Here is a 13,719-nt window from a genome sequence, read left to right as displayed (position 1 = left end):
CATGACCGATGCTGACGCAAATCCGAAACCAGTCGATGGCACCGGCCAGAACGGTGCAAAAAATGCACAGGCGACCGATGCCCATGAGGCTGATGAACCCCTGCCGCCGGAGGAAATAGAGCCCTCCGCGGGTTTGACGCCTGAAGAGGCTGAACAGGCTCGCAAGCGATATCTGCTGAAGCGTTTCTGGATCAGTGCGCGAGGTTTCTGGAGCCGCCGTGGCGATGGGCTGGCATGGCCGTTTTCAATCGGGCTGCTGGCGATGATCGGCATCAATGTCGGTTTCCAATATGGCATCAATGTCTGGAACCGCGGGATTTTCGACGCCATTGAAAAGCGGGACGCTTCCACGGTTTATTTTCTCGGCTCCATATTCCCGCCGCTCGTTCTGGGAAGCGTCCTGATCGTGACGTCGCAGGTCTATGTCAGAATGCGGATCCAGCGGCGCTGGCGGTCATGGTTGACGAAGGTGCTGGTCTCGCGATGGATTGCAAATGGCCGCTATTATCAGCTCAACCTGATCGACGGCGACCATCAAAATCCCGAGGCGAGGCTTTCGGAAGATATGCGGATCGCCACCGAGGCACCCGTGGATTTCATCGCAGGCGTCATCGCCGCCTTCGTGTCGGCTTCGACCTTTATCGTCGTCCTTTGGACGATCGGCGGGGCGCTGACGCTGCCGATTGGAGGGGTATGGATCACCATACCCGGCTTTCTCGTGGTTGCGGCGGTGATCTATGCGCTTATCACATCGAGCTCCATAGCGTTGATTGGCCGGAACTTCGTCAGGGTATCCGAGGTCAAGAACCAGCTCGAGGCGGAGTTCCGCTACACGCTGACGCGTGTCAGGGAAAATGGCGAGAGTATCGCCCTGCTCGGTGGCGAAGAGGAGGAGCGAAGCGACCTCGACAAGCGGTTCGGCAATGTCCGGCGGCAGTGGCGGCTGATGGCGCAGCAATATATGCGCACCACCGTTGTATCGCATGGATCGATGCTGATTGCGCCGGTTGTGCCCGTTTTGCTCTGTGCGCCGAAATTTCTCGATGGAAGCATGTCCCTCGGTGAGGTCATGCAGGCCGCTTCCGCCTTCACCATCGTTCAGTCCGCCTTCGGCTGGCTGGTCGACAACTATCCGCGGCTGGCGGACTGGAATGCCTGCGCTCGGCGCGTCGCATCCCTGATGATGTCGCTTGATGGTCTCGAGCGGGCCGAGCAGAGCGATACGCTTGGCCGGATCGTGCGCGGAGAAACCGAAGGCGACACGATGCTGAGCCTCAGGGATGTTTCCGTTTCGCTGGGCGATGGAACGGCTGTCGTCAAAGAGACGGATGTCGAAATCGGGCCCGGAGAAAGGGTGCTGGTGGCGGGGGAATCCGGGTCCGGCAAAAGCACGCTTGTTCGGGCGATTGCCGGCCTGTGGCCATGGGGCGGGGGCAGTGTCGGTTTTCGCGCCGGCAGCCGGCTTTTCATGCTGCCGCAGCGGCCATATATTCCGTCCGGCACGCTGCGCCGGGCGGTCTGCTATCCGCAACCGGCCGAGAGCTGGACTCTCGACGAGATAGGGGCGGCTCTCGACAAGGTTGGACTTGGCCATCTCAAAGACAAGGTGGAAGAGGAGGCGCCGTGGGACCAGACGCTGTCGGGCGGCGAAAAACAGCGGCTGACCTTTGCCCGCCTGTTGCTGAACGATCCCGACATCATCGTCATGGACGAAGCGACCGCGGCTCTGGACGACAGGAGTCAGGACAGGATGATGCAGACGGTGGTCGATGAATTGCCCGGTGCAACAATCGTCAGCGTGGCGCATCGTGCCGAACTTGAAGCCTTTCACAGCCGGAAGATCACCCTGGAACGCCGGGAAGGTGGGGCAAAGCTGGTCAGCGACATCGACCTCGTTCCCCGCAAGGCCCGATCCCGCTCGCTGCTCCGTCGCATGGTCAAACGGCGGTAAACCGTCACAGGCGAACCGGGCATCAGGATCGGCGAAGGTGTCTTGCGCTGCAGTACCCTGATCATGCTAATATTCAGACATGGGATTCGGGGTTTTCATTCATCGTTCAGATTCAATTTACGACGACAGTCCGGCGGAGCAGTATCAGTTTCCTGGCCAATATCTCGGTCGTGTGCAAGCCTGTCTTGGCGATTGGATCCTCTATTATGAGCCACGCAAGGTGGCGTTTACCCGCGGCTATTTTGCTATCGCCAAGGTCGCGCAGGTGATTCCGGACCCGAAGGTGGCCGGCATGTATCTGGCGTTGATCGAGCCGGGAAGCTATCTTGATTTTATCAATCCTGTACCGTTCGGTGGGCCGGACGGCATCGTTGAGCGCGGGTTGCTGAACGAAAAGGGCCGAATTTCCGGCAGAGCACAGGCGGCAGTGCGCCCGATATCCGCGGCAGATTTCGACCGTATCGTGTCGATTGGCCTGGATGAGCTTGAGCCTGAGTTGCCTCGCTTGGATGAGCCTGGAGAAACGCGAGTTCCAGACAGATTTGACGACCGGGATCAGGAACCCTTTGCGTTCGAGAAAGAGCGTGAGCGCGTCGCACAGCTTTCGTCCCGGATTGTACGAAATCGCTTGTTTCGCCAACTCGTTCTGCAGGCCTACGACAAAAGATGCGCAATCACTGGCCTGAAGCTTATCAATGGTGGTGGACGCGCGGAAGTCGATGCTGCGCATATCCGTCCCGTGGAGGCAAATGGTCCTGATATACTTTGCAATGGTATCGCTCTCTCGGGTACGGCACACTGGATGTTTGATCGTGGGCTGATCGGTCTCTCCGACGAACTTGAGATACTGATCTCACGGCAAGCCAATGACCGTGAAAGCATCCGCGGTTTGATCAACAAGACGGGAAGAGCAATTGTGCCGTCTCGATCATTTGAGCGCCCGCATCCTCATTTTCTCCAATGGCATAGACAAAACTGCTTCAAGGCCTGAATATTTCATCATGGCCGGCATCGCATTCGAGCCGGGCATCTGCGAGGCTATCGAATCCGAGAGAGCAGGACGGAATGGAGAAAGCAATCCAGGAATTCGAGCGCCGGTTCACACTGGAATTGCCCGCCCGGTTGCGAGAAGCATTGCTCGGCGGTGTCATTCCGGATGAGAATGTGATGTTCGAAACACAGGATCACAAAGTTGCAGGCTGGATAACCGAGTTCTTCCCTGTGCAATCCGATGGCGATACCAGCTATGCGTCTGAATATGAACAGATATCGTTGAGCCAATTGTTGCCGCGCAACCTCCTGCCAATCGCGCTGGTTGCCAACCACGACCGCATTGTCATCTCGTTGAGCGGAAGAGACAGCGGCCATATCTACTATTGGGCCTGGAGTGAGGAGCCGGATCCGGAGTCGAATTCCTACCAATACATTCGTCGTATCGCTGTAGATTTTGCAGAATTTCTTTCTGGTTTGCGGCGAAAAACCTGACATAGGTAAATACAACACATCACATGGGTGCTCGGCGCTTCCGCCATCGCCCCATTTTTTTCCGGCGTAGGGGGACTTTGCCGGAACGATAAACGATGAATGTGTCGGAGGGGGCATGAAACTCAGGAGCCAGATTCTCGCATTGGCCATCGGGCCTCTCGTTCTTGCGATTATCGTCATCACCGCGCTGATCACCTGGCAGTCGATGACGCTGGCGCGCACGAGCATCGATGCGTTCGAACGAAACATGCTCGCTGCAAAAGAGGCTGAACTCCTCAACCTCACCAATCTTGCCCTTTCGGCGATCCGCTCCGTCTATGATCGGGCAGGGCCCGATGACGAGGCCGCGAAGGAGGAGGTCAAGCGCATCCTGACCGGTCTCGATTATGGCACTGACGGCTATTTCTTCGTTTATGACTATGACGGGCTGAACGTGGTCCATCCGCGACAGAATTTCCGTCCGGGAAATAACTGGCTGGATCTTTACGATCCCGATGGCAACCGGGTGATCTACGATCTGATCGTCGAGGCGAAAAAGGGGGGAGGGCTCGTTCAGTACAAGTGGGAAAAGCCTTCCACCAAAAAAATGGCCGACAAGCTTTCCTTTGCCGCCGGCCTCGACAAATGGCGCTGGATGATCGGTACCGGCGTTTATCTCGATGATGTTTTTGCTACCACAGCGGCGGCGAAGGAGGAGTTGCGGCATTCAATCACCTGGAACTTCCTGATCGTCGCCCTGTTTGCGGTTCCCGCCGTGCTGCTGGTGTTTGCCACCTGCATGCTGCTCAATCTGCGCCAGCAGCGGCTGGCGGATGGCCGGCTGAAGGAGTTGATGCAAAGGATCATCGATACCCAGGAGGAGGAGCGCCTGCGCATTGCCCGGGAGCTGCATGACGGCATTTCCCAAAATCTCGTCGGCGTGCGTTTTGCAATCGATCTCGCGCGGCGCAAGGTTACGCCGGATAATATCGGCGCCGTTGAGGCGATCGGCAAAGGCGCCATTGCGCTCAACGAAGCGATCAAGGAAGTCCGCCGCATCTCGCACGATCTTCGCCCGCATGTCCTCGACGATCTGGGGCTGACGGCGGCTCTGGAATCCCTGATCTCGAGTTTTTCCGAACGCACGGGAATCGCGGCGACGCTTGAATCCGTGGCCTTCAAGCATATGCTTGTCCCGGAGGCGCGCGTTGCCCTTTACCGTGTCGCACAGGAAGCGTTGACCAATATCGAGCGCCATGCCGGTGCGACGCAGGTCGCCATCCGGTTTTCCAGCCGCGATGAACGGGTGCAGATGGATGTCAGCGACAACGGCCGCGGCTTTCCGGCCGTTCGCACGGAGAACGGGATGCCGGCTAGCAAGGGGCTCGGTTTGAGAAACATGCAGGAGCGTATGACGCATTTCGGAGGCAGGCTGGATGTCGAAAGTTCCGCCAGGGGAACCGTTCTACGGGCCGTGCTGCCCATCACCGCCATGAAGGATCGCAATCGCGGCTTGCAGGAGGCCGCCGAGTGACCGTTCATCCGATCCGTGTGTTGTTGATCGACAACCATCCTCTGGTTCTGGATGGGTTGAGGGCCGTCCTCGAGACTTACGAGCATCTCGCCGTCGTCGGAACGGCGGTATCCGCCATGGCCGGTATCGACGCGGCTGTCGCCACGCGGCCCGATGTGGTGCTGATGGATATCAACATGCCGCAGATCAATGGCATCGATGCCCTGGAGCTGTTCAAGGAAAAGCAGCTTTCCGCCCGGGTGCTGATGCTGTCGATGCATGACAGCCGGGAATATATATCGACCTCGGTGATGTATGGTGCGGCCGGTTACATTCTGAAGGATGTGGCGACCGAAGAAATAGTCGCCGCAATCGAAACCGTGGCTGCCGGCGGCACCTATTTTTCCTCGGGTGTTCGTGACGTTCTGATGGAGGGTTCATCCGGCAGCCTGAAGGCGCTGACGACACGCGAGCAGGAAGTTCTGCTGCTGATCGCGCGCGGAAAAAGCAATCGGGACGCTGCCCTGGCGCTTGATATCGCCGAGCGAACGATGGAAACCCATCGCAAGAACATCAAGAGGAAACTGGATATAGCGACGACTGCCGGTCTCATCCGTTATGCGATCGATAACGGGCTTATCAAAGAATAGCAGCGGCCAAAGGCCCGAGGCCCCGGAATGTCGCCATCCAGGGGCCTCGGTAAAGTCTATGTCGGCTTATTTGCCGGCCGTCTGCATGGCATAGCCATAGCTGTCATAGGTATATTCGGCGACGCGGAACCATTCGAAGCTCTCGTCGCGGAACTTCTTCCAGCCCGGATAGATCTTGGCCCATGCGGGGTGCTTCTGCGTGTACTCGTCATAAAGCTCGAAGGTCGCTTTATAGGCGGCGTCGAGCACATCGCGGGGCAGCGGGCGAAGCTGCGTGCCCTTGGAAACCAGCGAGCGGATCGCATCCTTGTTCTTGACGTCGTAAAGCGCCTGCATGTTGATGTTGGCGGCCTTGCAGGCGGTGTCGAGCGCTGCCTTGTATTCATCAGGCAGTGCGGCATATTGATCCTTGTTGACGAAGAAGTGGATCGTCAGTCCGCCCTCCCAGAACGCCGGATAATAGTAGTATGGCGCGATCTGGTAGAAGCCGAGCTTTTCGTCGTCATAGGGACCGACCCATTCCGCGGCATCAATGGTGCCGCGTTCCAGCGCCGGATAGATGTCGCCGCCCGGCAACTGCTGCGGCACGGCGCCAAGCTTGGCGAGCACCTGCCCGGCAACGCCGGCAATACGCATCTTGAGGCCCTTGATATCCTCGACGCTCTTGATCTCCTTGCGATACCAGCCGCCCATCTGGGCGCCCGTCGCTCCGCCGGGAATGCCGATGACGCCGTAGTCGGAAAGGAATTCATTGTAAGCTTCGTTGCCGCCGCCATGGTAGAGCCATGCGTTCTGCTGGCGGGCGTTCAGGCCGAAGGGGATGGTCGAGCCGATGGCGAATGTCGGATCCTTCCCCGTGAAATAGTAGCCGCAGGTATGGGAAATCTCGACGGTATTGGCTTTTACGGCGTCGATGGCCTGGGCGCCGGGAACGATTTCACCGGCCTGGAAGACCTGGATCTCGAACTTGCCGCCTGTAATCGCCTTCAATGCGTTGGCCATGACGACGGCGCCGCCATAGATCGTGTCCAGATTGTTCGGGAAGCCGGACGTAAGACGCCAGCGAATAGTTGGCAAAGACTGGGCTATGGCGGGTGTCGCAAGTGCCGAAGCAGCCGCGGCCGCCCCTGCAAGTACGCCGCCCGACAAGAGTTGTCTGCGACCTGGGTTGACCTTCATAGTTTACCTCCTCCTATTGAACGTCAGCGATCTTTGTTGCGGCGGGCGCTTTTGCGCCCGGCCGATTGTCATGGGGTGGCCGGCTTTCCGAAGCTCGGTGCGCTGTTGCCGGGTGTCGAGAAAGGATTGGCGAACGGATCGGCGTCCGTGCCGATGCTGGGCATCGGTACATTGATATGGACGGCGGAAGGATCGACCTGTTTTGCGCCTGACTTGTAGTGCATCACGATGCCGGGGAAGGCGATGATGATGACGACCATGGTCAGCTGGATGAACAGATAGGGAATGGCGCCCAGATAGATCTGGGACGAGGTGACCGGCTGGATGGTCTGTCCCGTGATCCGGTCCTTATAGGCACGCGTCGGTGCGACGGATCGCAGGAAGAACAGCGAAAAACCGAAGGGCGGGTGCATGAACGACGTCTGCATGTTGACCGCCAGCATCACGCCAAACCAGATCAGGTCGATGCCAAGCGCATCGGCGACCGGCGCCAGCAGCGGGATGATGATGAAGGCCAGCTCGAAATAGTCGAGGAAGAAGGCCAGGAAAAAGACCAGCAGGTTGGCGACGATCAGGAAGCCGATCTCGCCGCCCGGAATAGATGTCATCAGATGCTCGACCCAGACGTGGCCGTTCACGCCGTAGAAGGTCAGGGAAAAGACGCGGGCGCCGAGCAGGATGAGCAGAACGAAGGACGACAGCTTTGCGGTGGCGTAAAGCGACTGCTGGATCAGGCCGAAATTGAGCTTGCGGTTGGCAAGCGCAAGCGCGAGCGCGCCGACAGCACCCATGGCGCCGCCTTCCGTCGGGGTGGCGATCCCGAGGAAGATCGTGCCGAGCACGAGGAATATCAGGACCAGCGGCGGCACGAGCGAGGTGATGACCTTGAGCAGCAGCTTGGTGCCGCGCAGGGTCCGCGCCTCCAGCGGCAGGGCCGGGACTTTTGTCGGGCTGATGATCGAGGTCACGATGATATAGAGCGCATAGGCCGCCACAAGCATCAGGCCTGGAACGAGCGCACCCTTGTACATATCCCCCACCGAACGGCCGAGCTGGTCAGCCAGCACGATCAGAACGAGACTGGGCGGGATGATCTGCGCCAGCGTGCCGGAAGCCGCAATCGTGCCGGCGGCGACCTTGCGGTCATAACCGTAGCGCAACATGATCGGAAGCGAGATGAGGCCCATCGATATAACCGAGGCGGCGACGACGCCGGTGGTAGCGGCCAGAATTGCCCCGACGAAGATGACGGCAAACGCGATGCCGCCGCGGACCGGTCCGAACAGCTGGCCGATCGTGTCCAGCAGATCCTCCGCCATGCCGCTCTTTTCAAGAATGAGCCCCATGAAGGTGAAGAACGGTATGGCCAGTAGCGTTTCGTTCGACATCTGGCCGAATATGCGGTCGGGGATGGCCTGGAACAACGTCGCCGGCAGCAGCCCGAGTTCAATCCCGATGAAACCGAAGAAGAAGCCGACAAAGGCCAGGGCGAAAGCCACGGGATAACCGAGCAAAAGCACGATGATGAGCGCCGCGAACATGATGGGCGCGAGATTTTCCGCAATGAATGCCATTGTTGTTTTTTCCTTCGATCAGAGCAGTGCCGCTGCGGCATCGGCCGCTGCAACCGGATCGGGGATATCGCCGCGCAGGATCGCGATACGCTTGATGAGTTCCGAAACGCCCTGAATGGCGAGAAGGCTGAAGCCAATCGGTATCAGCGCCCAGACGGGCCATTGAATGAGGCCGCCCGTGTTGTTTGAAACCTCACCGGAAGCAAGTTTCTGCAGGAACACCGGCCAGGAGAGATAGACCGTGATGAGGCAGAAGGGCATGAGAAAGAAGATGGTCCCAAGAATATCGACCCACAGCTGGCCTTTGCGCGGGAGATTTCCATAGACCAGATCGACCTTGACGTGCTCGTTGTTAAGAAGCGTGTAGGCGGCGGCGATCAGAAACACGGCGGAAAACAGATACCACTGCGATTCAAGCCAGGCGTTCGAGCTCATCGAAAACGCCTTGCGCATGACGGCGTTGATGGCGCTGATAAAAATGGCCGCGAGAAGCAGCCAGGAAATACCTTTGCCAATGGCTGAATTGGCGGCGTCGATGGCGCGCGAAACGGCCAGCAGAAACTTCATGATATCCTCCCCGGAAGCGGCCGCGTACTCCTCAATACGTGTGGCCGCCATAATCAGGACAGGATAACCACGGCGGCCTGCAGCTCAAGGGCGAGCGCGGGCGAATTTCCCCAGGCGTACCGAGAACTGGGTATGGGCCAGATCAAAACCCACAATTGAGCCGATAGTTTCGCTTCCAGCATCACTCCGGAGCCATCCTTGGCGTCCCTTGTTAGTGCCTGTGAAAGCAGCAAATTCCTCGGCGCTCAGCCTAAGGGCAAGCATGTGGAGTATGAGAGCAGCGAGATTTACCGCATCGCCGACGGGAAAATTGTCGAGGAATGGATCTGCTCGGATACGCTGACGCTGATGGCCCAGATCGGCGGTCGGGGTTTTAGCATGGGCAAGCTCGCCGCCATGTGGCTTGCCGGATATCGGGTGTGGTTCGCACTTGGCCTCGGGCTCGTCATCGGTGTGTCGGTCATGGGGCTCCTGCGCCTCCTTTGAGGTGGTGCGTAACAGAAAACCCCGGCTGCCTCCGCAGCCGGGGTTTTGTCATTCACTCGGCATTCGGCGGTTTATTTCAGGCCGCCAGCCGCATCCTCGATGAGTTTGGCGACTGCTTTCGGCTGGGAAACGTAGACCGCGTGGGATCCGGCCTGATCGACGACGGTTGCGCCGGCGCGTTTCGCCATGCCGCGCTGGGCTTCCGGAGGGATCATGTGATCTTCGGTGGCGACGAGATACCAGCTGGGCTTTTTCTTCCAGGCCGGAGCGGTCACTTCACCCTGAAGGGCTTCGACACCCCACGGAACCTGCGAGTCCGCCATGAAGGCGGCGAGTTCCGGCTCGACGTCCGCGGCAAAGGCAGCCGCGAATTTCTGCTTGTCGAGGAACAGGAAACCATCCTGCGGCGGCAGGATCGGGGGAACGGCCGCACCTTCCGGCGGGTTGGCGATGAGCTTTGCGATGGATTCGCCGGCGTCGGGTGCAAAGGCGGCGATATAGACGAGACCCTTTACCTTGGGATCGGTACCGGCTTCGGAAACGACGACGCCACCATAGGAATGACCGACGAGGATGACATCGCCTTTGGCGGCGGCGATGGCGCGTTTGGTGACGGCGACATCATCGGCCAGCGAGAGGGTGGGGTTCTGGACGATGGTGACGTCGTAGCCGTCTTTCTTCAGGATATTATAGACGCCCTGCCATCCGGAACCGTCGACGAAACCGCCGTGGACGAGGACGATGGACTTGGTGGGGGCGGACTGCGCCTGGGCTGCCGGTACGACGGCGGCGGCCAGGACGAGGGAGGCTGCGGAAGCGAGCAGGGTGTTGAGCATGGACATTGTATCTCTCCTTGTTTTATTGCGATAACCATTATCGCGATAATTAAACGTAGCAGCGATGAAAACTTTTGTCCAGATATTTTTTATTGCGATAATGAATTTTGTGATATGGTGTTCTCAGGACAATAAATCAGAGACCGCCATGACCGACTCGCAGCCGATCCCTCTCGATAGCCAGCTCTGCTTTTCGCTTTACGGCACGAGCATCGCCATCAATCGCACCTACAAGCCGATGCTTGACGCACTCGGCGTTACCTATCCGCAATATCTCGTGCTGAGCACCTTATGGGAGGGGGATGGCCAGACGATCTCGGCGATTGCTGATCGCCTGGCTCTGGAGCCGAGCACCATCACGCCGTTGGTCAAGCGGCTTGAAGCGGGAGGCTTCGTTACCCGCCAGCGCTCGAAGCTGGACGAACGGCTCGTCGGCGTTCACCTGACGGACAAGGGAAGAGACCTGCAGGCGAAGACCGGCTGCCTCACCGATACGCTGCTGCAGCGTTCCGGCATGACGGTGGAAGAGATCATCGCTCTCAACACCCGCATCCAGAAGCTTCGCGATGCGCTCGCCGCGCCTCTGGCCGACTGAGACCACCTTCATCGGCGCCAAAGCGCCGATACACGCTGTTGACGACACCCGTCCCATCCTTCACGTGACCGCGAACGGCCGGTTGGTCCAGGGCTTGCCTCCTGTGCCTGATCTTGCCCGCAACAGCCGTTGTGGAATTAAATGGGTGAATTATGGAGCCGCCCGTTTGGCACGACCGAAACCCTTGCCGTGGGCGGACGGGCACGCTACGCGATAATATGCTAACAATGCCGGAGGATTGCCTGCACATGGCAGGGCGCGGACGGCCATCGTGCAAGGGGGCCGATCATGGATTTTATATTTGGAGACTACCTGCTCGACCAACAGCGGAGGGAGTTGACCCGGCGCGGCGAGGTCGTGGCTGTCGGACCGCAGGTTTTCGACTTGCTGCTGTACCTTGTTGCGAACCGCGATCGCGTCGTCAGCAAGGATGATTTGCTGGAGGCAGTGTGGGGTGGGCGAATTGTCTCGGAATCCACCATTACCAGTCACATCAACGCCGTGCGCAAGGCGGTCGGCGACAATGGTGAGGAACAACGCCTCATTCGCACGGTCGCGCGCAAGGGGTTCCGCTTCGTCGGCGACATCGCGACAAATGAGCCCGAGGCCGGTGACCATATCCGCACCGGGTTCGGCGAACCGGATCCGGTGCTTGCAATGCCGGACAAGCCCTCCATCACCGTTCTGCCATTTCAAAATCTGAGTGGCGATCCGGAACAGGATTATTTCGCTGACGGCGTGGTCGAGGACATCATTACTGCGCTGTCGCGTTTGCGCTGGCTGTTCGTCATCGCCCGCAACTCCAGTTTCACCTACAAGGGGCAGGCGGTCGATGTGAAGGAGGTCGGCCGCAAGCTCGGCGTGCGCTATGTGCTGGAGGGAAGCCTGCGCAAGGCGGGAGACAAGGTGCGCATCACCGGGCAGCTGATCGATTCCTCGACCGGTGCGCATCTCTGGGCCGAACGTTTCGAGGGGACGCTCGGAAACCTCTTCGAACTCCAGGACCAGATCGCCGAAAGTGTCGTTGGCGCGATCTCGCCGCAACTCGAACGGGCCGAGATCGAGCGTGCCAAGCGCAAACCGACGGACAGCCTCGATGCCTATGACTATTATCTGCGGGGCATGGCCAGGCTGCACAACGGCACCCGCGACGCCATTGGAGCGGCATTGCCCCTGTTCCATCGGGCAATGGAACTCGACCCAGAATTTGCGTCGGCCTATAGCGGCGCGGCCTGGTGCCATTTCTGGCGCAAGCTGAACGGCTGGATGGATAATCCCGTCGAGGAAACCGCCGAGGCTGTGCGGCTGGCGCGGCTGGCGGTGCAGTTCGGGCGGGATGACGCCGTGGCCCTGACCAGAGCCGGGCATGCGCTCGGCCATCTCGCTGGCGATCTCGATGGTGGCATCGCGCTCATCGATCGGGCGCGCCTGCTCAACCCCAATTTCGCCCCGGCCTGGTTCCTCGGCGGCTTTCTGCGCATTTTCCGCGGCGAGACCGAGAATGCCCTGGAAGATCTTGCCCATGCGGTCCGTCTGAGTCCACTCGATCCGGAAATGTTTCGCATGCAGGCTGGCATCGCACTGGCGCATTTCTGCGCCGGACGTTTCGACGCCGCCGCCATCGCCGCGGAAAAAGCCCTGGGAAACCTGCCCGATCTCCTGATCGCCCTCACCCTTCTGGCGGCAAGCCATGCGCTTGCGGGCCGGCTGGCGGAAGCGCATGAGGTGATGCAGCGATTGAACGGGGTCTTGCCCGCCGCGCGCCTCTCCAACCTCAAGGAGTGGCTTCCTATCCATCGCTCCGAAGATCTTGCGCAATTCGCCGATGGTCTGCGCAAGGCGGGCCTGCCCGAATGAACCGCCAGCGGCTGCGTAAGGCCGCCGCGTTGACATGAAGCGAAGAGGCAGAGGGTGGCGTTGCCAGCTGTTCCGGCTGTGTCAGGCGGTCATGGCCGCATCGTGCCGGCCGGCTCCGGGCGCGGGTTGCCGGGCAGGCGGGTGCAAAAACAAACGTCGCCTTGGACGAAGAATCAAGATTGCTTCAAGTTCAATTCAAGCCGGCGCCAAGGACTTCACGGCGGCCGGCCGGCATTCTCCCGTCATCTCGACAGCAATCCAGCGGTCGGCACAGGATGGAGAAAAACCATGAAGATCGTCGTGATCGGAGGCTCGGGCCTCATCGGATCGAAACTCGTGAAAACCCTTCGCGAACGCGGCCACGAGGCGCTTGCCGCTTCGCCCAGAACAGGGGTCGATACCATTACCCGCAAAGGCCTCGCAGAATCGCTTGACGGCGCCGACGTCGTTGTCGACGTGGCCAATGCGCCGGTCTGGGAGGATGCGGCCGTGCTCGACTTTTTTGAGACGTCAGGGCGCAACCTCCTCGCAGCGGAGGCAGCCGCCGGGGTTCGCCATCACCTCGCCCTGTCGGTTGTCGGCAGCGAGCGGCTGCCGGGCAGCGGTTATTTCCGGGCGAAGGTCGCTCAGGAGGATCTTATCAAGGCTGCCGGCATCGCCTACACCATTTTGCGCGCCACGCAGTTTTTTGAATTCGTCGGCGGCATCGCCCAACCTACTCCCGGCAGTGACGAAATTCGCGTGTCTCCGGCGCTGTTCCGGCCGATTGCATCCGACGATGTCGTCGCCGCGCTGGCCGATCTTGCGCTGGCGCCGCCCCTGAACGGGATCGTCGAAGTCGCCGGCCCACGCGCCATTCCGCTCGACGAGGCGGTCCGAAGCTTCGCGCAGGCGACGGGAGACACGCGCAGGATTGTGGCCGATATCCGGGCCCGCTATTTCGGCGCTATTCTCGATGACCGCTCGCTGACGCCGGGCGAGAACCCGCGTCTCGGCACGATCGACCTTGCCGACTGGCTTGACCAGCAGGCGCGGGGGAACTGAGAC

The 13,719-nt window shown here is 59.8% G+C and carries 13 protein-coding genes; 9 read left to right on the top strand and 4 right to left on the bottom strand.

Annotated elements, in window-relative coordinates:
- Nucleotide 1: 1 nt before the first annotated feature.
- The 5 genes from N5D22_RS22365 (at nucleotide 2) to N5D22_RS22345 (ending at nucleotide 5,578) form a co-directional block, all read left to right on the top strand.
- The gene (locus N5D22_RS22365) at nucleotides 2–1,951 is read left to right on the top strand and encodes an ABC transporter ATP-binding protein/permease (protein ID WP_279657566.1); all 1,950 of its coding nucleotides are present in this window, start codon (nucleotides 2–4) and stop codon (nucleotides 1,949–1,951) included.
- 79 nt (nucleotides 1,952–2,030) lie between these two features.
- Nucleotides 2,031–2,942 carry an HNH endonuclease gene (locus N5D22_RS22360; RefSeq protein WP_279657565.1) on the top strand — a complete coding sequence of 304 codons (912 nt, stop codon included), beginning with the start codon at nucleotides 2,031–2,033 and terminating at the stop codon, nucleotides 2,940–2,942.
- Between the two features lie 74 nt (nucleotides 2,943–3,016).
- On the top strand, nucleotides 3,017–3,436 hold the full coding sequence (locus tag N5D22_RS22355) for an SMI1/KNR4 family protein (protein WP_279657564.1): 420 nt from the start codon (nucleotides 3,017–3,019) through the stop codon (nucleotides 3,434–3,436).
- A gap of 115 nt (nucleotides 3,437–3,551) precedes the next feature.
- A complete protein-coding gene (locus N5D22_RS22350) occupies nucleotides 3,552–4,949 on the top strand; it encodes a cache domain-containing protein (protein WP_279657563.1) in 1,398 nt (465 codons plus the stop codon).
- Entirely contained in the window at nucleotides 4,946–5,578 is a 633-nt protein-coding gene (locus N5D22_RS22345) for a response regulator transcription factor (RefSeq protein ID WP_279657562.1), read from the top strand. The genes N5D22_RS22350 and N5D22_RS22345 overlap by 4 nt, the downstream gene beginning before the upstream one ends.
- A 66-nt stretch (nucleotides 5,579–5,644) precedes the next feature.
- Here the strand turns inward: N5D22_RS22345 and N5D22_RS22340 are convergent, their stop codons facing one another.
- The 3 genes from N5D22_RS22340 to N5D22_RS22330 form a co-directional block, all read right to left on the bottom strand.
- Nucleotides 5,645–6,757 (bottom strand): TRAP transporter substrate-binding protein, encoded by a 1,113-nt coding sequence (locus tag N5D22_RS22340; RefSeq protein ID WP_279657561.1) that lies wholly within the window; start codon nucleotides 6,755–6,757, stop codon nucleotides 5,645–5,647.
- Nucleotides 6,758–6,825: 68 nt separating this feature from the next.
- Nucleotides 6,826–8,331, bottom strand: a complete 1,506-nt coding sequence (locus N5D22_RS22335) for a TRAP transporter large permease subunit (protein ID WP_279657560.1) — start codon at nucleotides 8,329–8,331, stop codon at nucleotides 6,826–6,828.
- Between the two features lie 18 nt (nucleotides 8,332–8,349).
- Nucleotides 8,350–8,898: a TRAP transporter small permease subunit gene (locus N5D22_RS22330; protein WP_279657559.1), complete on the bottom strand. Its 549-nt coding sequence runs from the start codon at nucleotides 8,896–8,898 to the stop codon at nucleotides 8,350–8,352.
- 198 nt (nucleotides 8,899–9,096) lie between these two features.
- On the opposite strand from N5D22_RS22330, the gene N5D22_RS22325 reads away from it, so the two are divergent.
- Nucleotides 9,097–9,384, top strand: coding sequence for an ester cyclase (locus tag N5D22_RS22325; RefSeq protein ID WP_279657558.1), 288 nt, complete (start codon nucleotides 9,097–9,099; stop codon nucleotides 9,382–9,384).
- Nucleotides 9,385–9,455: 71 nt separating this feature from the next.
- Here N5D22_RS22325 and N5D22_RS22320 read toward each other — a convergent pair whose 3' ends face one another.
- Nucleotides 9,456–10,220 (bottom strand): alpha/beta hydrolase, encoded by a 765-nt coding sequence (locus N5D22_RS22320; protein ID WP_279657643.1) that lies wholly within the window; start codon nucleotides 10,218–10,220, stop codon nucleotides 9,456–9,458.
- 148 nt (nucleotides 10,221–10,368) lie between these two features.
- Between N5D22_RS22320 and N5D22_RS22315 the strand changes: the two genes are divergently transcribed.
- From N5D22_RS22315 to N5D22_RS22305, 3 genes are all read left to right on the top strand, one after another.
- Nucleotides 10,369–10,815: a MarR family transcriptional regulator gene (locus N5D22_RS22315; RefSeq protein WP_279657557.1), complete on the top strand. Its 447-nt coding sequence runs from the start codon at nucleotides 10,369–10,371 to the stop codon at nucleotides 10,813–10,815.
- A 288-nt stretch (nucleotides 10,816–11,103) separates the two neighbouring features.
- Complete coding sequence (locus N5D22_RS22310; protein WP_279657556.1) at nucleotides 11,104–12,672, top strand: winged helix-turn-helix domain-containing tetratricopeptide repeat protein; 1,569 nt, start codon at nucleotides 11,104–11,106, stop codon at nucleotides 12,670–12,672.
- Nucleotides 12,673–12,960: 288 nt separating this feature from the next.
- A complete protein-coding gene (locus N5D22_RS22305) occupies nucleotides 12,961–13,716 on the top strand; it encodes an SDR family oxidoreductase (RefSeq protein ID WP_279657555.1) in 756 nt (251 codons plus the stop codon).
- The last annotated feature ends 3 nt before the right edge of the window (nucleotides 13,717–13,719 follow it).

Source organism: Agrobacterium sp. GD03872, from assembly GCF_029840625.1.
Lineage (GTDB): Bacteria > Pseudomonadota > Alphaproteobacteria > Rhizobiales > Rhizobiaceae > Agrobacterium > Agrobacterium fabrum_A.
This window is presented reverse-complemented; position numbering and strand designations above follow the sequence as displayed.